Source organism: Acidovorax sp. KKS102 (genome assembly GCF_000302535.1).
Lineage (GTDB): Bacteria > Pseudomonadota > Gammaproteobacteria > Burkholderiales > Burkholderiaceae_C > Acidovorax.
Map to the genome: position 1 here is coordinate 3,326,581 of NC_018708.1, position 17,501 is coordinate 3,344,081.

17 protein-coding genes are annotated in these 17,501 nt (G+C 65.9%); 10 read left to right on the top strand and 7 right to left on the bottom strand.

The genetic code is table 11. The features are described from left to right. Positions 1–49: 49 nt before the first annotated feature. The gene (locus C380_RS15200) at positions 50–763 is read right to left on the bottom strand and encodes an SIMPL domain-containing protein (RefSeq protein ID WP_043566655.1); all 714 of its coding nucleotides are present in this window, start codon (positions 761–763) and stop codon (positions 50–52) included. A 217-nt stretch (positions 764–980) separates the two neighbouring features. Here C380_RS15200 and ompR point away from each other — a divergent pair, with 217 nt between their 5' ends. After that, positions 981–1,712, top strand: coding sequence for a two-component system response regulator OmpR (ompR, locus tag C380_RS15205; RefSeq protein ID WP_015014739.1), 732 nt, complete (start codon positions 981–983; stop codon positions 1,710–1,712). A gap of 6 nt (positions 1,713–1,718) precedes the next feature. Continuing rightward, entirely contained in the window at positions 1,719–3,248 is a 1,530-nt protein-coding gene (locus tag C380_RS15210) for a sensor histidine kinase (RefSeq protein WP_015014740.1), read from the top strand. A 61-nt stretch (positions 3,249–3,309) separates the two neighbouring features. Here C380_RS15210 and gudD read toward each other — a convergent pair whose 3' ends face one another. From gudD to kdgD, 3 genes are all read right to left on the bottom strand, one after another. After that, positions 3,310–4,662 (bottom strand): glucarate dehydratase, encoded by a 1,353-nt coding sequence (gene gudD / locus C380_RS15215; protein ID WP_015014741.1) that lies wholly within the window; start codon positions 4,660–4,662, stop codon positions 3,310–3,312. 50 nt (positions 4,663–4,712) lie between these two features. Continuing rightward, positions 4,713–5,699 carry a tripartite tricarboxylate transporter substrate binding protein gene (locus C380_RS15220; RefSeq protein WP_015014742.1) on the bottom strand — a complete coding sequence of 329 codons (987 nt, stop codon included), beginning with the start codon at positions 5,697–5,699 and terminating at the stop codon, positions 4,713–4,715. Positions 5,700–5,784: 85 nt separating this feature from the next. Continuing rightward, on the bottom strand, positions 5,785–6,696 hold the full coding sequence (kdgD, locus tag C380_RS15225) for a 5-dehydro-4-deoxyglucarate dehydratase (RefSeq protein WP_015014743.1): 912 nt from the start codon (positions 6,694–6,696) through the stop codon (positions 5,785–5,787). A gap of 220 nt (positions 6,697–6,916) precedes the next feature. Between kdgD and C380_RS15230 the strand changes: the two genes are divergently transcribed. Next, on the top strand, positions 6,917–7,954 hold the full coding sequence (locus C380_RS15230; RefSeq protein ID WP_015014744.1) for a LacI family DNA-binding transcriptional regulator: 1,038 nt from the start codon (positions 6,917–6,919) through the stop codon (positions 7,952–7,954). Between the two features lie 30 nt (positions 7,955–7,984). On the opposite strand, the gene ispF is transcribed toward C380_RS15230, so the two are convergent. Beyond that, positions 7,985–8,464, bottom strand: a complete 480-nt coding sequence (gene ispF, locus C380_RS15235) for a 2-C-methyl-D-erythritol 2,4-cyclodiphosphate synthase (RefSeq protein ID WP_015014745.1) — start codon at positions 8,462–8,464, stop codon at positions 7,985–7,987. Between the two features lie 120 nt (positions 8,465–8,584). Continuing rightward, positions 8,585–9,499, bottom strand: a complete 915-nt coding sequence (locus C380_RS15240; RefSeq protein ID WP_015014746.1) for a 2-C-methyl-D-erythritol 4-phosphate cytidylyltransferase — start codon at positions 9,497–9,499, stop codon at positions 8,585–8,587. Positions 9,500–9,596: 97 nt separating this feature from the next. Here C380_RS15240 and mfd point away from each other — a divergent pair, with 97 nt between their 5' ends. The 6 genes from mfd (at position 9,597) to serB (ending at position 16,046) form a co-directional block, all read left to right on the top strand. After that, a complete protein-coding gene (gene mfd, locus C380_RS15245) occupies positions 9,597–13,061 on the top strand; it encodes a transcription-repair coupling factor (RefSeq protein WP_015014747.1) in 3,465 nt (1,154 codons plus the stop codon). Positions 13,062–13,133: 72 nt separating this feature from the next. Then, a complete protein-coding gene (locus tag C380_RS15250) occupies positions 13,134–13,796 on the top strand; it encodes a hypothetical protein (RefSeq protein WP_015014748.1) in 663 nt (220 codons plus the stop codon). Positions 13,797–13,877: 81 nt separating this feature from the next. Further along, positions 13,878–14,132 (top strand): ParD-like family protein, encoded by a 255-nt coding sequence (locus C380_RS15255; protein WP_015014749.1) that lies wholly within the window; start codon positions 13,878–13,880, stop codon positions 14,130–14,132. Continuing rightward, positions 14,129–14,926 carry a type I methionyl aminopeptidase gene (gene map / locus C380_RS15260; protein WP_015014750.1) on the top strand — a complete coding sequence of 266 codons (798 nt, stop codon included), beginning with the start codon at positions 14,129–14,131 and terminating at the stop codon, positions 14,924–14,926. Before C380_RS15255 ends, map begins: the two co-directional genes overlap by 4 nt. Before the next feature lie 101 nt (positions 14,927–15,027). After that, the gene (locus tag C380_RS15265) at positions 15,028–15,216 is read left to right on the top strand and encodes a DUF3149 domain-containing protein (protein ID WP_015014751.1); all 189 of its coding nucleotides are present in this window, start codon (positions 15,028–15,030) and stop codon (positions 15,214–15,216) included. Between the two features lie 116 nt (positions 15,217–15,332). Then, positions 15,333–16,046 (top strand): phosphoserine phosphatase SerB, encoded by a 714-nt coding sequence (gene serB, locus C380_RS15270; RefSeq protein ID WP_015014752.1) that lies wholly within the window; start codon positions 15,333–15,335, stop codon positions 16,044–16,046. 92 nt (positions 16,047–16,138) lie between these two features. Here serB and C380_RS15275 read toward each other — a convergent pair whose 3' ends face one another. Continuing rightward, complete coding sequence (locus C380_RS15275) at positions 16,139–16,657, bottom strand: Rrf2 family transcriptional regulator (RefSeq protein WP_015014753.1); 519 nt, start codon at positions 16,655–16,657, stop codon at positions 16,139–16,141. Positions 16,658–16,747: 90 nt separating this feature from the next. Between C380_RS15275 and ytfE the strand changes: the two genes are divergently transcribed. After that, the gene (gene ytfE / locus C380_RS15280; RefSeq protein ID WP_015014754.1) at positions 16,748–17,497 is read left to right on the top strand and encodes an iron-sulfur cluster repair protein YtfE; all 750 of its coding nucleotides are present in this window, start codon (positions 16,748–16,750) and stop codon (positions 17,495–17,497) included. Positions 17,498–17,501 lie beyond the last annotated feature (4 nt).

Here is a 17,501-nt window from a genome sequence, read left to right on the forward strand (position 1 = left end):
TTGCAGCCATTTTCACCTCAACCAGGGCAAATCAGCGGCCCGGGCGCCCTCAGCGCATCTGCACTGAGCCCGACACGTTCACCGTGACCTGGGCCTTGCCCGCTTCCACCGGCACAGCAGAGTCCGAGAACGACGCCACCTTGGCCTCGGCGGCCATCATGCGGGGCCGGGGGCCGGGCGACATTTCATTGCTGTTCACCGCCACTTCGCGCAGGCTGTAGTTGGCAAACCCAAAGCCCTTGGCCAGTTCGGCGGCCCGGGCCTTGAACTGCTCGATGGCCTGGGTCTGTGCCTCCGACTCCACCTTGGCGCGGGCTTCGCGCGACAGCCCAAACGCCACCTGGCTGATCGCCAGGGTCTGGATCTTGCCGGCAGTGGCCGTGATGCGTGCAAAGTCACGTCCCTCCAGCACCAGCTCGGCCCGACCCTGCCAGCCGTTGATCTTGCCGTCCTTGCCGTAGCGCGGGAACAACCCGAACGGGCCAGTGCGCACGTCCAGCTGGCCGGGTTGCGCATTGCGCTTGGCCTCCGTCAGAGCCGCGTCCAACGCCTGCCTGAGCTGGGTCTGAACGGTGGCAGCGTCGGCGGCCTCCTTGCTGGTAGCGAGGTTGAGCACCAGCAGATCCTGCTGCACCTCCACCGTGCCTGTGGCCGACAACTGCACCACATTGCGCAGCTCTGGGGTGGGTGTATTTTGAGCAAAAGCGGCGCTAGCGCAGGCAATCAATACACTGGCAGCTATCAATTTGGTAGTGTTTTTCATCATCACGCGGTCCTTGTCATCGGTGCACGTCCTGGTTGCCAGGAGTGCGGGGCACCACCTTAACCGCTGTGCGCGACGCCCTTGACAAAGCCATGTCGCACGAGGTGCGAAGCTGGGCAAATGTTGTAACAGTTGGTCAAACCCGGCCTTCAAACCCGAACTTCGGCGTTCCAACTGGTCAGAATTGGCTCTGTTACAAATTGGACTTGAGATCAACATGGCCACAACACCCAATCGCACCGACAAAGTTCTGGTAGTGGACGACGACGCCCGCATCCGCGACCTGCTGCGCCGCTACCTCACCCAAGAGGGTTTTGAAGTCATGGTGGCCGAAGACGGCAAGGCCCTCAACCGCCTGCTGCTGCGCGAAACGGTGGACATCATCGTGCTGGACCTGATGATGCCCGGCGAAGACGGTCTGTCGATCTGCCGCCGCCTGCGCGCCGCCAATGACCGCACCCCCATCATCATGCTCACCGCCAAGGGCGAGGACGTGGACCGCATCGTGGGCCTGGAAGTGGGCGCCGACGATTACCTGGGCAAGCCTTTCAACCCCCGCGAACTGCTGGCCCGCATCCACGCCGTGCTGCGCCGCCGCCCTGCGCAGGAAGCCCCGGGCGCCCCCTCGGGCGACAACGAAGTGGTCACCTTCGGCCCCTTCACCTTCGACCTGGGCACCCGCGCCCTGCAGCGCAATGGCGAAGAGCTGCCCCTGACCACCGGCGAATTCGCCATGCTCAAGGCCCTGGTGCGCCACCCGCGCCAGCCCCTGTCGCGCGAAAAGCTGGCGCTGCTGGCCCGCGGCCGCGAGTTCGAGCCCTTTGACCGCAGCCTGGACGTGCAGGTCTCTCGCCTGCGCAAGCTGGTGGAAGTAGACGCCGCAGCGCCCCGCTACATCCAGACCGTCTGGGGTGTGGGCTACGTGTTCGTACCGGACGGAACGAGCTGATAGTTCATGGCCAACACTGAGGGCAAGCCCAGATCTTCGTCCCGCAAGCATGTCACCGCCCCCTCCGACGCCACCAGCCCTGCCCCGCTGGAGGCCATTCGGCGGGCGCGGGAGCAGCGTGCGCGCGTCGGTCTGAACCTTTTCTGGCGCACGTTTTTTCTGCTGGCCCTGCTGCTGGTGGGCAGCATCCTGGCGTGGTTGCAGACCCTGCGCGCGCTGGAGTTTGAACCGCGCACGCTGCAGACCGCGCAGCAGATTGCATCGCTGGTCAACCTGAGCCGCGCGGCGCTGGTGCATTCCGACGCCATCGCGCGCGTGTCGCTGATCAAGACCATGGCCGACCAGGAGGGGGTGCGCATCCTGCCGCGCGAGCCCAAGGACAAGTACGCACTGCTCGATCCGACGGCCCTGGGCAACCGCCTGACCGACGAGCTGACCATGCGCCTGGGCCCGGACACCATCGTGGCGCAAAGCGTGAACGGGGAAAACGGCCTGTGGGTCGGCTTCAACATCAACGGCGACCCCAACTGGCTGCTGATGGACCGCTCGCGCTTCAGCCCGGCAGGGGGACGCACCTGGCTGATCTGGCTGATCACGGCCGCCGCGCTGTCGCTGGCCGGTGCCGCAGCCATTGCCCGGCTGATCAACCGCCCGCTCAAGCAGCTGTCCTATGCGGCCAACCGCGTCAAAGACGGTGACTTTGCCGCCAGCCACCTCGACGAAGAAGTGGTGACCAGCGAAATCCGCGAGGTGAACATCGGCTTCAACCGCATGGCCCAAAAGCTGGCCAAGCTGGAACAGGACCGCGCCGTGATGCTGGCAGGCATTTCGCACGACCTGCGCACGCCGCTGGCGCGCCTGCGGCTGGAAACGGAAATGAGCGTTACCGACGAAGTGGCCCGCGAGCACATGGTGGCCGACATCGTGCAGCTAGACGCAACCATCGACAAGTTTCTGGACTACGCACGGCCCGACCACGTGACGCTCACGCCGGTGAACCTGCATGCGGTGGTGTCGTCATGTGTGTACGCGGTGCAGGACCACCGCGAGCTGCAGATCACCATGGCGGTGCCTGAGGACCTGAACGTGCTGGCAGACGAGGTGGAATTGGCCCGTGTGATCTCCAACCTGCTGGAGAACGCCAGGCGCTACGGCAAGAACGAGGACACGGGCATCACCAACGTGGACATCGCCGCCAAGAGCCGCGAAAACTGGGTGCTGATCAAGCTGCGCGACCATGGCCCGGGCGTGCCGCCCGAGCAACTGTCCAACCTCACCAAGCCGTTCTTCCGGGGCGACTCGGCACGCACGGCGGCGGCAGGTGCAGGCCTGGGGCTGTCGATTGTGGACAAGACGGTGCAGCGCATGGGCGGCATTTTTGCGCTGGCCAACTCCAGCACCGGCGGCCTGGTGGCCCACCTGCAACTGCAGCGTGCCACCAGCCTGCCCGAGGGCGTGGACCCCAAGCAGCGCCTGCAGCGCCCATCCGTCAAGCGCCAGCTGCCCCGGCGACGGGCGGAAGACCGGATGGCCTGATCCCCTGCCCTGCCCCCAACACAAAGCCCTCCACTGGAGGGCTTTGTGTTTTGGAACCGCCTCAGCGCACCATGCAAGGTGACTTGTTGTTGAACTTCCAGCCGGGGATCAGGTACTGCATCGCAATCGCGTCGTCGCGTGCGCCCAGGCCGTGCTGCAGGTACAGGCGGTGGGCGCGCTCAACCTCGTCCATGTCCAGCTCTACCCCCAGACCGGGCTTCTCGGGCAGGTCAATGAAACCATTCCTGATCTGGAACGGCTGCTTCGTCAGGCGCTCGCCGTCCTGCCAGATCCAGTGCGTGTCGATCGCGGTCACGCGGCCCGGGGCAGCGGCGCCCACGTGGGTGAACATGGCCAGAGAAACATCGAAATGGTTGTTGGAGTGCGAGCCCCAGGTCAGGCCGAAGGCCTGGCACATCTGCGCCACACGCACTGATCCGGCCATGGTCCAGAAATGCGGGTCTGCCAGCGGAATATCCACCGACTGCAGCGCCAGGCTGTGCGCCATTTCGCGCCAGTCGGTGGCCACCATGTTGGTAGCGGTGGGCAGGCCGGTGGCGCGGCGGAACTCGGCCATCACCTCGCGGCCCGAGAACACGCCTTCGGCGCCGCAGGGGTCTTCGGCATAGGCCATCACGCCATGCAGGTCGCGCGTGAGGCGGATGGCGTCTTTCAACAGCCAGCCGCCGTTGGGGTCCAGCGTCACGCGCGCTTCGGGGAAGCGCTCGTGCAGCGCGCGGATGGCCTCGACCTCTTCCTCGCCACGCAGCACGCCGCCCTTGAGCTTGAAGTCCGCAAAGCCGTAGCGCTGGTATGCAGCTTCGGCCAGGCGCACGATGCCTTCGGCCGTCATAGCCTTTTCGTTGCGCAGGCGGAACCAGTCGTTATCAGCACCGGGTTCGGCGCGGTAGGCTAGGTCAGTCTTTTCGCGGTCGCCCACGTAGAACAGATAACCCAGCATTTGCACCGAGGTACGCTGCACCCCTTCGCCCAGCAGCGCGGCCACGGGCACGTTCAGGTGCTGGCCTAACAGATCGAGAAAGGCCGACTCCACCGCCGTCACGGCATGGATGGTGATGCGCAGATCAAAGGTCTGCAGGCCGCGCCCGCCCGCGTCGCGGTCGGCAAACTGGGCGCGCATGGCATTGAGCACGGCGTTGTGCTGACCCACGGGCTGGCCCACGATGAGCGATCGCGCATCTTCGATGGTCTGGCGGATCTTCTCGCCGCCGGGTACTTCGCCCACGCCTGTGTTGCCCGCGCTGTCACGCAGGATGAGCAGGTTGCGGGTGAAGTACGGACCGTGCGCGCCGCTCAGGTTCATGAGCATGCTGTCGTGGCCCGCCACGGGCACCACACGCAGCTCGGTGATAACGGGGGTGCTGGTGGCAGAAGGATGGGAAGAGTTGGTCATGGTGGTCAGAAAACGAAGATGAGGCGCACCCCGGCGCCTCGTGGCAGGGCTCAATCAGCGGTGATTTTTCGGGTCTCGATCACGGTCTTCCAACGGGCGAATTCGCGCGCCTGGTAGGCGGTGAAGGCTTCGGGCGTGCTCGCCACAATCTCCAGGCCCTGGTCCAGCATGCGCTTCTTCACGGCGGGGTCGTTGATGGCAGCGATGGCGGCGTCCGACAGCTTCTTCTTGATCGCAGGGGGCAGGCCCTTGGGCGCGGCCATGCCCTGCCACGAATACACCTCGGCACCAGTCACGCCGGCCTCAGCCAAGGTGGGTACATCGGGCAGCACGGGGCTGCGCTTGTCACCCGTTACAGCAATCGCATGCAGCTTGCCCGCGCGAATGTGCTGCAGCACGGCGTTCACGTTCTGGAACGAGAACTCCACCTGTCCGCCCAGCAGGTCGTTGATGGCCGGCGCGCCGCCCTTGTAGGGGATGTGCAGGCCTTCCGTGCCGGTCTGCTGCCAGAACACCTCGGCCGAGAGATGGTCCGACGAGCCGTTGCCCGAGCTGGCAAAACTCACCTCGCCCGGGTTGGCCTTGAGCTGGGCGATCACCTCCTTCACGGTGCGCGCCTTCTGGCCGGGGGCGGCCACCAGCACGTTGGGCGCCTGTACCGGCACGGTGATGTAGTCAAAGTCCTTGAGGGCGTCGTACGGCACGGTCTTCAGCAGGTGCGGAGCCACGACAAAGGCGCCCAGCGACGACACCAGCAGCGTGTAGCCATCGGCCGGTGCGCGCTTGACCATCCCCGCCCCCAGCGTGCCCGTGGCACCGGGGCGGTTGTCCACCACGAAGTTCTGGCCCAGCTTGTCGCCCATGTGTTGGGCCATGGCGCGGGCCACCATGTCGGTGGAGCCGCCGGCCGGGAACGGCACGACGATGGTCACGGGCTTATCGGGCCAGGTGGCGGCGGGCGCACTGGTCTGAGCGGACGCGGCAAACGCAAGGCCGCAAGCGGCAGCAACGAGCAACAGTTTCTTGGCAATCAACATGAGGATGTCTCCGAAAGTGGTGATGGCAGACCCTCTGCGGGGCCTTGGGTGTGGATGGGGAGGGAAATGAATCAGCAGGCCGCGCTCATTGCGGCCCGAGCTTGTCAATCAGCGCCTTGAGCTCTTCCATCTCGCTGGGCTTGAGGTCCACCAGCGGTGCCCGCACCGGCCCACCGTCATGGCCCACGATGCGCGCCCCCGCCTTGATGATCGACACCCCATAGCCCTCCACCCGGTTGCGGATGGCCAGATACGGCATGAAGAACGACTTGAGCAGCCGGTGCTGCGTGGCCGTGTCGTCACTCGCCACCGCCTGGTAGAACTCCATCGCCGTCTTGGGGATGAAGTTGAAGACGGCCGACGAATACACCGGCGTGCCCAGCGCCTTGTAGGCCGCCGCATACACCTCGGCCGTGGGCAGGCCGCCCAGGTACGAGAAGCGGTCCCCCAGCTTCATGTAGATGGAAGACATGGTCTCGATATTGCCCACCCCGTCCTTGAACCCCACCAGGTTCGGACAACGCTCGGCCAGGATGGCCAGGGACTCGGCCGTGAGCTTGGTGCGGTCACGGTTGTAGACGATCACACCGAACTTCACGCTCTTGCAGACCTGCTCCACATGGGCGATCAGACCTTCCTGCCCGGCTTCGGTCAGGTAATGCGGCAGCAGCAGGATGCCGTGGGCGCCCAAACGCTCGGCCTCTTGTGCATGGGCAATGGCCGTGCGGGTGGGGCCACCGGCGCCGGCAATGATCGGCACCTTGCCCCGGCAGGTCTCCACCGCCGTCTTGATGACCTCGCTGTACTCGGGGCCCGAGAGCGAGAAGTACTCGCCCGTGCCGCCAGCGGCAAACAGGGCACTGGCGCCATAGGGGGCGAGCCACTCCAGGCGCTCGATGTAGGTCTTGGGGCGGAAGTTGCCTTGCTCGTCGAAGTCGGTGATGGGGAACGAGAGCAGGCCGGAGCCCATGATGGATTTGAGTTCTTGAGGGGTCATGGTGAATAGCGGGCGTTGGTTGCGGCGTCTCAACAGGTCATACAAGTCGCAAAAATTTGACTTGATAACTGTAAATTCTTGCGAATTACGATAATGTTAACGTTAACATCATCAGACAACACGGTAGAAACCCTTATTTCTTCGAATTTTTTAGACGTGCCGCTACACGGGGGCGCAGACGCTGTCGGCCTCAAGTCACACGCGCTTAGACTCCACCCCCATGCAAGCTCCTGATCCGGCCCGCCCCGCCCCGCCCTCCGGTCGCGACCGCTCAGCGGTCACGCTGCGCGAGGTGGCCGAACGGGCGGGCGTGTCGATGATTACCGTGTCTCGCGCCATCAACACGCCGCAGCAGGTGTCTGAACGGACAAGAGAACGGGTTCAGGAGGCCGTGTCGGCCCTGGGCTACGTGCCCAACCTGGTAGCAGGCGGGTTGCGCTCGGCGCGCAGCCATGTGGTGACGGCCCTGGTGCCCACGCTCACGGGACCACTGTTCGGTGAAATGGTGCAGGCCCTCACCGATGCTCTGGAACTGCGTGGTTTTCAGGTCATGGTGGGCCAGGTGGGCTATGCGCGCTCCAGAGAAGACGCGCTGCTGCGCGCCATCGTGGGCCGGCGGCCTGACGGGATCGTGCTCACGGGGGTCATGCATTCGCCCGAAGGACGGCGCTTGCTGATGGCCTCGGGCATTCCGGTGGTTGAAACCTGGGACTTCACCGACACCCCCATCGACATGCTCGTCGGCCTGCGCCATGAAGCGCTCGGCGCCGCCGTGTGCGAGCACCTGTTCGCCAGGGGACGGCGACGGCTGGCGCTACTGAGCGGTGGCGATGAGCGTGCCGCGCGGCGCGCTCAGGGCTTTGCCGCCGCCGCCGCGCGCCTGGGTCTGCGCCCGCCCGCCGTGCGACTGGGCAAATCGCCCACCACCCACGCAGATGGCCGTGCCGGGCTGGCTGCCCTGTTGGCCGACGTTCCCGACATCGACGCCGTGTTCTGCAGCTCGGACATGCTGGCCCTGGGCGTGCTGACCGAAGCCAGGGCACGCGGCATCTTGGTACCACAGCAACTCGCGGTGGTGGGATTTGGCGACATCGACTTTGCCGAAACGGTCACTCCGGCCCTTTCCACGGTGCGCATTGACGGCACGCGCATGGGGCAGACGGCTGCCGGATGGATTGCCGACCGGGCCGAAGGCAAAGCAGTCGCCCAGCCCGTGGTGGACATCGGCTTTTCCATCGTGGAGCGCGGCAGCAGCTGAGCGCTGCAGGCCCCGTGGCAAAAGGCGGGGTTATGCCCGGTACACCAGCGCGATGGCCCGTGCCTCCATGGCCAAGCCCTGCCCCACCGGGCCCAGGCGCTCGGCCGTCTTGGCCTTCACATTGACCTGGCCCTCGGCCACGCCCACCGCCCGGGCGATGGCGGCCCGCATGCCGGGGATGTGCGCCGCCAGGCGCGGGGCCTGGGCGACGACCGTGCTGTCGATGTTGCCGATCTCAAAGCCCGCAGCGCGCACCCGCCGTGCCGCCTCGGCCAGCAGCACGCCCGAGTCGGCGCCGCGAAACGCAGCGTCGGTGTCGGGGAAGTGGCTGCCAATATCCCCCAGCGCTGCGGCCCCCAGCAAGGCATCGGTGATGGCGTGCAACAGCACGTCGGCGTCCGAGTGGCCCAGCAGGCCCGTGGGGTGGGCAATCTCCACCCCGCCAATCACCAACCGGCGGCCGGGCACCAAGGCATGCACATCCCAGCCTTCTCCAATCCTGAAATTCATCTGCTTGCCTTTGTCTTTGTGAATGTTTGAGTATTGGGTCGCCGGTGCCGTCCGTCAGACTCCCAAGCCGCGCAATGCTGGCAGCAGACCGGTGATGCCGGCAGCCCTTGTGCGATGGGCTTAAAAAAGATTCTTCTTGCCGGGGGCCGTGTTCACCTGCCCCCGCTTGCCCCCAAAACGCTCCAGCGTGGTGCTGTGCGCCCGCTGGGCCAGCACGGCAGCCGCCAGCGCGAAATCATCCGGGTAGGTGACCTTGAAATTCTGTGCCCCCCCGGGCACCAGCCGGGGATGAAACCCCATGGCCTCCATGGCGCTGGCTTCATCGGTCACATTGGAGCCCACCTTGTCAATCGCCTCCATCAGCGGGCCGATGCGGAACATCTGGGGCGTCTGCGCCAGCCACTTGTCGCTGCGGTCCACAGTAGAAGCTACGCGCACGCCGCCCGGGCCGTCGATGGAAGTCTTGAGCGTGTCGGCCAGCTTGTGCGCCAGCAGCCCGCCCACACTGTCGCCCGCGCACTGGTCGATGAGCGCATCGATCTGCTCCGAGGTCACCAGGCAGCGCGCAGCGTCATGCACCAGGACCCAGTCGCCAGGCTGCGCACCACGCTCCAGCAGCGCCTTGAGGCCGCCCAGCACCGTGTCGGCACGCGTGGCCCCCCCACACTCGACCACAAAAAATGCAGGGTGGGCATGGGCATCCAGAAAGCGATCCCCCGGTGCCACAGCCACCAGCGTGCCCAGCAGGCGCCCGACACCGGCAAAGGCGGCCAGTGTGTGCAGCACCATCGGGTGGCCTGCCACTAGGTGATATTGCTTGGGCAGCGGGCCCGCCACTGCAGGAGCGCTGGCAGACAGCGCTGCGGCAGGCGAGAACGCCGCCACGGTCGATGCCTGCACGGGCTGTGCTGGAGGGGGGCTGCCTGCACCTGCCAGCACAGCCCGTGACCCCACCCCTGCGCAGGGCACCAGCGCCCAAAAACGCCCTTGGGCCGACAAGGGGGTGAGCGAAGGGTGCAACAGAGGAGCAGTCATGGAGCGCTCATTCTAAAATCTCCCGTTGCCCCCGATCCAACCCGTGCGTGTTTCGCGCCCCTGGGGATGCGGCGGGCCCACTGACGACACCGTCCGCATGGAACTCCCCAAACTCTCCCCCGGAAAACGCTTTGCCCTGCCCCGCCCCGTGGGCAGTGCCGACTCCCTGCTGCTAGCCCGCTTAGCCGAGCGCGACAAGGCCTCTGGCCACACCACCGCCATCGTCACGGCCGACGCCACCGACGCGCAGCGGCTCATCGACGAGATGGCCTTTTTTGCGCCCGGCCTGCGCTGCGCACTGTTCCCCGACTGGGAGACGCTGCCTTACGACACCTTCTCCCCGCACCAGGACCTGATCAGCGAGCGACTGGCCACGCTGTGGCGCATTTCGCAGGGCGAAGCCGATGTCGTGCTGGTGCCCGCCACCACCGCGCTGTACCGGCTCGCTCCGCCCTCCTTCCTCGCGGGCTACACCTTCCATTTCAAAGTCAAACAAAAGCTCGACGAGGCCAAGTTCAAGGCCCAGCTCACGCTGGCGGGCTACAGCCATGTCTCGCAGGTGGTGAGCCCGGGCGAGTACGCCGTGCGCGGCGGGCTGATCGACCTGTTCCCCATGGGCTCGCTGGTGCCCTTCCGCGTGGACCTGTTCGACGACGAGATCGACAGCATCCGCACCTTCGACCCCGACAGCCAGCGCAGCCTGTACCCCGTGCCCGAGGTGCGCCTGCTGCCCGGCCGCGAATTCCCCATGGACGACGACGCGCGGGCCAAGTTCAGAAGCCGCTGGCGCGAAATGCTGGAGGGCGACCCGACCAAGAGCCGCATCTACAAGGACATGGGCGCGGGCGTCGCCACGGCGGGCATCGAGTACTACCTGCCGCTGTTCTTTGACGATACGGCCACCGTGTTCGACTACCTGGGTGGTGAAGCCACCGTGGTGCTGCACGGCGACCTGGAACCGGCCTTCCAGCGCTTCTGGCAGGACACCAAGGACCGCTTCCGCCTGGTGCAGGGTGACCCCGAGCGCCCGGTACTGCCGCCCGAGGCGCTGTTCCTGTCGGCCGACCAGTTCTACACCCGCGCCAAGGAGCATGCCCAGCTGTCCATCCGCCCCGGTGTGGAGGATGTGGATGACAACCCGCACTTCCAGAAGCTGGGCGACCTGTCGGTGGTGCGCGGCGCCGAGGACCCACTAGCACGCCTGCATGCCCACATCCGCAACACGCAGCACCGCGTGCTGCTGCTGGCCGAGAGCGATGGCCGGCGCGAGAGCCTGCTCGACTTTCTGCGTGCCAGCGGGGTGAACCCTCCGGCCTTCGACTCGCTGGCCGAGTTCCAGGGCACCGCCGACGAAAAGGTGGGCATCGCCACCGCCGGGCTCACCGTGGGCTTTAGCTGGATCGAAGACGGCATCGACTTCGTCACCGAGACCGAGCTGTTTGCCGCAGGCCCCACCACGCGCCGCCGCAAGAAGCAAGAGCAGGTCAGCGATGTCGAGGCGCTGATCAAAGACCTGGCCGAGCTAACGCTTGGCGACCCGGTGGTGCACAGCCAGCATGGCATTGGCCGCTACCGGGGCCTGATCAACATGGACGTGGGCAACAAGAACCCCGATGGCACGCCCGCCATGCAGGAGTTTTTGCACCTGGAATACGCCGACAAGGCCGTGCTCTACGTCCCGGTGAGCCAGCTGCAGCTCATCAGCCGCTACACCGGCGTCAGCGCCGACGAGGCGCCGCTGCACAAGCTGGGCAGCGGCCAGTGGGAAAAGGCCAAGCGCAAGGCCGCCGAGCAGGTACGTGACAGCGCCGCCGAGCTGCTCAACATCTACGCCCGCCGCGCCGCGCGCGAAGGCCACGCCTTCCGCTACAGCCCGCAAGACTATGAGACCTTTGCCAACGACTTCGGCTTCGAGGAAACGGCCGACCAGAACGCCGCCATCCACGCGGTGATCCAGGACATGATCAGCCCCCGCCCCATGGACCGACTGGTCTGCGGCGACGTGGGCTTCGGCAAGACCGAGGTGGCCCTGCGCGCGGCCTTCGTGGCCGTCACGGGGGGCAAGCAGGTGGCCTTCCTCGCGCCCACCACGCTGCTGGCCGAGCAGCACTACCAGACCCTGGTGGACCGCTTCAGCAAGTGGCCGGTGAAGGTGGCCGAGGTATCGCGCTTTCGCTCGGGCAAGGAGATCACCGCCGCCATCAAGGGCATCGGCGACGGCACGGTGGATATTGTGGTGGGCACGCACAAGTTGCTTTCCGAATCCACCAAGTTCCACAACCTGGGCCTCTTGATCATCGACGAGGAGCACCGCTTTGGCGTGCGCCACAAGGAGCAGATGAAGGCCCTGCGCGCCGAGGTGGACGTGCTCACCCTCACGGCCACGCCCATCCCGCGCACGCTGGGCATGGCGCTGGAAGGCCTGCGCGACCTCAGCGTGATCGCCACCGCGCCGCAGCGGCGCCTGGCGATCAAGACCTTTGTGCGCAACGAGGGCACGGGCGTGATCCGCGAGGCGGTGCTGCGCGAATTGAAGCGCGGCGGGCAGGTCTACTTCCTGCACAACGAGGTGGAGACCATCGAGAACCGCCGCCAGAAGCTCGAAGAGATACTGCCCGAGGCCCGCATCGCCGTGGCCCACGGCCAGATGCCCGAGCGCGAGCTGGAGCGCGTGATGCGCGACTTCGTGGCCCAGCGCTTCAACATCCTGCTGTGCTCGACCATCATCGAGACCGGCATCGACGTGCCCACGGCCAACACCATCATCATGAGCCGCGCCGACAAGTTCGGCCTGGCGCAGCTGCACCAGCTGCGCGGGCGCGTGGGCCGCAGCCACCACCAGGCGTATGCCTACCTGATGGTGCCCGACACCGAGGGCCTGACCAAGCAGGCCGCGCAGCGGCTCGACGCCATCCAGCAGATGGAGGAACTGGGCAGCGGCTTCTACCTGGCCATGCACGACCTGGAGATCCGCGGTGCGGGCGAGGTGCTGGGCGAGAACCAGAGCGGCAACATGCTCGAAGTCGGGTTCCAGCTCTACAACGAGATGCTCAACGAGGCCGTCAAGGCGCTCAAGGCGGGCAAGGAGCCCGACCTGCTTTCGCCCCTGTCCGTCACCACCGACATCAACCTGCACGCCCCCGCCCTGCTGCCCGACGACTACTGCGGCGACGTGCACCTGCGCCTGTCGTTCTACAAAAAGCTGGCCACCGCCAAGACGCCCGACCAGATCGACGGCCTGCTCGAAGAGATCGTGGACCGCTTCGGCAAGCTACCGCCGCAGGCCCAGACCCTGATTGACGTGCACCGCCTGCGCGTGCTGAGCCAGCCCTATGGCGTTGTGAAGGTGGATGCGGCCCCGGGCGTCATCAACATCACCTTCAAGCCCCAGCCGCCCATCGACCCAATGCGCATCATCGAGCTGATCCAGAAGAACAAGCACATCAAGCTGGCGGGCAACGAAAAGCTGCGCATCGAGCGCGAGCTGAAGGAGCCCAAGGACCGCGCACAGATGGTGCGCGACATTTTGCGCAGCCTGGGGCAACCCGTGGTGGCTGCATAGCGTTTTACAAGCCAAAGAGGCTGCAAGCGATAGTGAATCATGCGCTGACAGCTATCAAAAGAGAAGCAAACAATGTGGCTGGAGTCTCTTCTCGCGCTGGTGACGCTGACGGCCGCCCTGGCCACGCGGCCCTGGCGCCTGCTGGCCAGCCGCAAGCCGCTGGTGCATAAGTCCCACGGTGCGGCGTCTCCGCTGTGGACGCCTTTGCTGGCCACGCTGGTGTTTTTGCCCTGGATGTGGGCCCTGCCTACCCTGCATGCGATGCCGCTGCAATTGCAATGGTCGGGCGCGTGTCTGGTGGTGCTGATGCTGGGCTGGCCGCTGGCCATCCCCGTGCTGCTGGCGGTGGGCGCGATTGCGGGCCTGCTTTCACCCGCCCTGGACTGGGCCGACGCGCTGGGCGCCGCCATCTGGCTGGGTGTGGTGCCCGCCACGCTAGCGCTGGCGCTGGGCGCACTGCTGCGGCGCTGGGTGGGCACCCAGCCATTTGTGTACGTGCTGGGCCGGGCTTTTCTGGGCACCGTGGCCTGCGTGTTCGCCGCCGGTGTGCTCTCGCAATGGACCGGGCACCTGTTGCCGGGTGTGGGCAACGAGCTGTCGCTGGTGGCCCGCTGGCTCATGGCCTGGGGCGACGGGTTTGTGACGGGCATGCTCGCGGCCATCTTTGTGGCCTTCAAGCCCGAGTGGCTGGCCACCTGGTCGGACCAGCTCTATCTGAAGCGGCCGCCGCAGTAGCGCAGCGTTGCCAACGCACACCACAAGGACTGCAGACACGCAGCGATACGAAACATATATGTTTCGCATACAATTCACTGCATGGGTATTGTCAAAATTTCAGACCAAATGCACGAGAACCTGCGCGTTGCCAGCAACGCCCTGTCTCGCTCCATCAACGCACAGGCAGAGCACTGGATGCGCATCGGCATGCTGGCCGAACTGCATCCCAACCTCGATCACAGCGACATCTGCCAGTTGCTGATCCGCGCCGAGCAGGCCGGAGGCTTCGATCTGGACACGGTGGCGGCCTCTGTGGCCGCCAAGCCGGGCCACAGCGGGCGGCGCGTTCAATGAAGTCGTCCCGCGTCACCCTGCGCTCCCCCGCCGAAATCGCCCAGGCGCGTGAGGCCGGCCACCTGGCCGCCCGCGTGCTGCACATGATCACGCCACACGTGCAGCCCGGCGTCAGCACCGAGGCGCTGGACCGGCTCTGCCACGACTACATCGTGAACGAACTGCAGGTCACCCCCGCCAACGTGGGCTACCTGGGATATCCCAAAACGGTGTGTACCTCGGTCAACCACGTGATCTGCCACGGCATTCCGTCGCCCGGCCAAGTGCTCAAGTCGGGCGACATCATCAACATCGACGTGGCCATCATCAAGGACGGCTGGTTTGGTGACACCAGCCGCATGTACTTTGTGGGCGAGCCCAGCCCGCTGGCGCGCCGACTGGTGGACACCACCTACGAAGCCATGTGCGCGGGCATTGCCCAGGTGCGTCCCGGCGCCACGCTGGGCGATGTGGGCCATGCCATACAGAGCGTGGCCCACCGCGAGCGGTTCAGCGTGGTGCGCGAATACTGCGGCCACGGCATCGGGCAGATCTACCACGACGAGCCCCAGGTGCTGCACTACGGGCAGCGCGGCCAGGGCCTGCGGCTGGAGGAAGGCATGGTCTTCACCATCGAGCCCATGATCAACGCCGGCAAGCGCGACACGCAGGAGCTGGCCGACGGCTGGACCGTAGTCACCCGCGACCGCTCGCTCTCTGCCCAGTGGGAACACATGGTGGCCGTGACGGCCGACGGGTTCGAGGTGCTCACGCCTTGGCCCGAAGGCACCGGCCGCTATCCCGCCATGGTTTGACCTGCATCTGGCCCACACGCCGCAGTCTTTGACACAGCACAAGCAGCCGCCGCAGGGACCGCCGGATAGTGGTGAACACCACCACAACGAGGAGGGTCTCCATGAAGCTGCTGAACGATCTGTTTTCTACCGACTACGGCCTGATGAGCATCATCGGCATCGGGTTCATGATCTGCATGGCTGCATTTTTTGTGCGCATGTTCCTGGTCAAGATGAACGAGCCGCCCCAGCCCAATCCGGCCGCCAAGGCGCTGAAAGGCGGCAGCCAGAACCTGCCGCATCCGCGCTGAGGTAAGGGATCTGACGAGAACCTGCGCGCGAAGCACGACGGGCAAGGCGGGAGCAGAAGCCCGCCAGGGATACCATTGCGGGTTCTTACCCCGCATTTGTTCCCCTTTTTTCTGCCATGACCCACGCAACCGAATTCGCCCCTGGCCTCGTCATCCAGGGCATCGAGCCTCCGCTGTCCCTGTCTGCCTACAAGCTCATCGCTTTTGACATGGACTCCACCCTCATCAACATCGAGTGCGTGGACGAGATCGCCGATGCCGCCGGCCGCAAGGCCGAGGTGGCCGCCATCACCGAGGCGGCCATGCAGGGCGTGATCACCGACTACAAGGAGAGCCTGCGCCAGCGCGTGGCACTGCTCAAGGGCGTGACGGTGCAGCACATGGAGCAGGTGTTCACCGAGCGCCTGCGCTTCAACCCCGGCGCCAAAGAGCTGATCACCGCCGCCAAGGCCGCAGGCCTGACCACGTTGCTGGTCTCGGGCGGCTTCACCTTCTTTGCCGACCGCGTGAAGGCGGGCCTGGGCATCGACTTTGCGCGCTCCAACATGCTGGAAGTGCAGAACGGCCAGCTGACGGGCCGCATGGTGGACCAGGCCTGGGGCGACATCTGCGACGGAGCCGAAAAGCGCCGCACGCTGCTGGAAGTGGCCTCGCTGATGGGCATTTCGCCGCAGCAGGCGATTGCCGTGGGCGACGGCGCCAACGACCTGCCGATGATGGGTGCCGCCGGCCTGTCGGTGGCCTACCACGCCAAGCCCGCCGTGCGTGCACAGGCCAAGGTGGCCATCAACCAGGGCGGGCTCGACCGTTTGCTGGAAGTGCTGCGCTGAGCGGCGTGACGCCTCAGTACGTACAGGGCGCCTCTGGACACTATTAATTTGATAGCTATACAGGCATGTAGCACTAGCGCATCACGCCGTTTTTATTCAAACCCAGGTGCATCGGGCAATCCGGGCACCAACGAGGCCCTGCGGCGGGCACTGCCGGCACGCGGGGCGGCCACCGTGGCCTGCAGCGCCACACCCTGCGGTGACGTGGGCGCCACCAGGTCCGCCAGCGTCACGCCATCCAGCACCGCCAGATAGGCCTGCATGGCCTGGCCCAGCACCCCTTTCAGCCGACAGTGGCTGCTCAGGCGGCACTGGTTGGAGGCGGGGTCAAAACACTCCACCAGGTTGAAGTCCGTCTCGGTGGCACGCACCACTGCGCCAATGTGGATGGACGAGGCCGGCACCATCAGCCGCATGCCACCGCCCCGCCCGCGCGTGGTCTCCAGCAGGCCCTGGGCCGACAGCTGCTGCACGATCTTCATCAGGTGGCTGCGCGAGATGCCGTAGCCCTCGGCCACCTCCGTGATGGTGACGGGCTGCGCCCGCCCCTCGGTGGCGGCGCAATACATCAGCACGCGCAGCGTGTAGTCGGTCCATTGGGTCAGTCGCATGGGTTTGCCGCAGATCAATCAAAAAGATGCATACAGCCTGAATTTTATTCGCTAAAATATTCACACGATATGAATCTTTAAAGGACCACCATGAACGCCCGCATCGACACCCTGCACGCCACAGCCCCCACCACCCCACTGCCGCTGAGCGCCGAGCAGCAGATCGGCCAGATCGCCGTGCAGTTGCCGGGCGCCACGGCGGTGTTTCGGCGCCTCAAGCTGGACTTTTGCTGCGGCGGCCAAGTGAGTCTGGCCAAGGCGGCTGCCGACAAGGGGCTGGACGCCGACGCCGTGCTGGCCGAGCTGGCGGCCCTGCAGCGCAGCGACGCCGTGCCCGAGGCAGCGTCGCCCAGCGCGCTCATCGACCACATCCTGGCGCGCTACCACGAGGTGCACCGCCAGCAGTTGCCCGAGCTGATCCGCATGGCCCGCCGCGTGGAGGCTGTGCACCGCGACCACCCGCAGGTGCCGGCCGGCCTGGCCGACCACCTGGAGGTCATGCACGAAGAGCTGCTGTCGCACATGCTCAAGGAAGAACAGGTGCTGTTCCCCATGCTCAAGAACGGCGGCAATCCCTTTGTGGGTCAGCCCATCGGCATGATGCGCGCCGAACACGTGGACCATGGCGAGGCGCTGGACAAGCTCAACGCGCTGACGAATGACGCCACGCCCCCCCAAGGTGCATGCAACACCTGGCGCGCGCTCTACGCGGGCATTGCCCAGCTGGGCGACGACCTCATCAACCACATCCACCTGGAAAACAACGTGCTGTTTCCACGGTTCGAAGCCAGCGCTGCACCCGCGCAAGCTTGTGCCACGTCAGCCTGCGGCTGCCAGTGAGCCG

What these genes read in the sequence shown, in the direction of transcription:
- C380_RS15200 (WP_043566655.1), bottom strand. Translation starts at nt 763, where the DNA reads ATGAAAAACACTACCAAATTGATAGCTGCCAGTGTATTGATTGCCTGC.
- ompR (WP_015014739.1), top strand. Translation starts at nt 981, where the DNA reads ATGGCCACAACACCCAATCGCACCGACAAAGTTCTGGTAGTGGACGAC.
- C380_RS15210 (WP_015014740.1), top strand. Translation starts at nt 1,719, where the DNA reads ATGGCCAACACTGAGGGCAAGCCCAGATCTTCGTCCCGCAAGCATGTC.
- gudD (WP_015014741.1), bottom strand. Translation starts at nt 4,662, where the DNA reads ATGACCAACTCTTCCCATCCTTCTGCCACCAGCACCCCCGTTATCACC.
- C380_RS15220 (WP_015014742.1), bottom strand. Translation starts at nt 5,699, where the DNA reads ATGTTGATTGCCAAGAAACTGTTGCTCGTTGCTGCCGCTTGCGGCCTT.
- kdgD (WP_015014743.1), bottom strand. Translation starts at nt 6,696, where the DNA reads ATGACCCCTCAAGAACTCAAATCCATCATGGGCTCCGGCCTGCTCTCG.
- C380_RS15230 (WP_015014744.1), top strand. Translation starts at nt 6,917, where the DNA reads ATGCAAGCTCCTGATCCGGCCCGCCCCGCCCCGCCCTCCGGTCGCGAC.
- ispF (WP_015014745.1), bottom strand. Translation starts at nt 8,464, where the DNA reads ATGAATTTCAGGATTGGAGAAGGCTGGGATGTGCATGCCTTGGTGCCC.
- C380_RS15240 (WP_015014746.1), bottom strand. Translation starts at nt 9,499, where the DNA reads ATGACTGCTCCTCTGTTGCACCCTTCGCTCACCCCCTTGTCGGCCCAA.
- mfd (WP_015014747.1), top strand. Translation starts at nt 9,597, where the DNA reads ATGGAACTCCCCAAACTCTCCCCCGGAAAACGCTTTGCCCTGCCCCGC.
- C380_RS15250 (WP_015014748.1), top strand. Translation starts at nt 13,134, where the DNA reads ATGTGGCTGGAGTCTCTTCTCGCGCTGGTGACGCTGACGGCCGCCCTG.
- C380_RS15255 (WP_015014749.1), top strand. Translation starts at nt 13,878, where the DNA reads ATGGGTATTGTCAAAATTTCAGACCAAATGCACGAGAACCTGCGCGTT.
- map (WP_015014750.1), top strand. Translation starts at nt 14,129, where the DNA reads ATGAAGTCGTCCCGCGTCACCCTGCGCTCCCCCGCCGAAATCGCCCAG.
- C380_RS15265 (WP_015014751.1), top strand. Translation starts at nt 15,028, where the DNA reads ATGAAGCTGCTGAACGATCTGTTTTCTACCGACTACGGCCTGATGAGC.
- serB (WP_015014752.1), top strand. Translation starts at nt 15,333, where the DNA reads ATGACCCACGCAACCGAATTCGCCCCTGGCCTCGTCATCCAGGGCATC.
- C380_RS15275 (WP_015014753.1), bottom strand. Translation starts at nt 16,657, where the DNA reads ATGCGACTGACCCAATGGACCGACTACACGCTGCGCGTGCTGATGTAT.
- ytfE (WP_015014754.1), top strand. Translation starts at nt 16,748, where the DNA reads ATGAACGCCCGCATCGACACCCTGCACGCCACAGCCCCCACCACCCCA.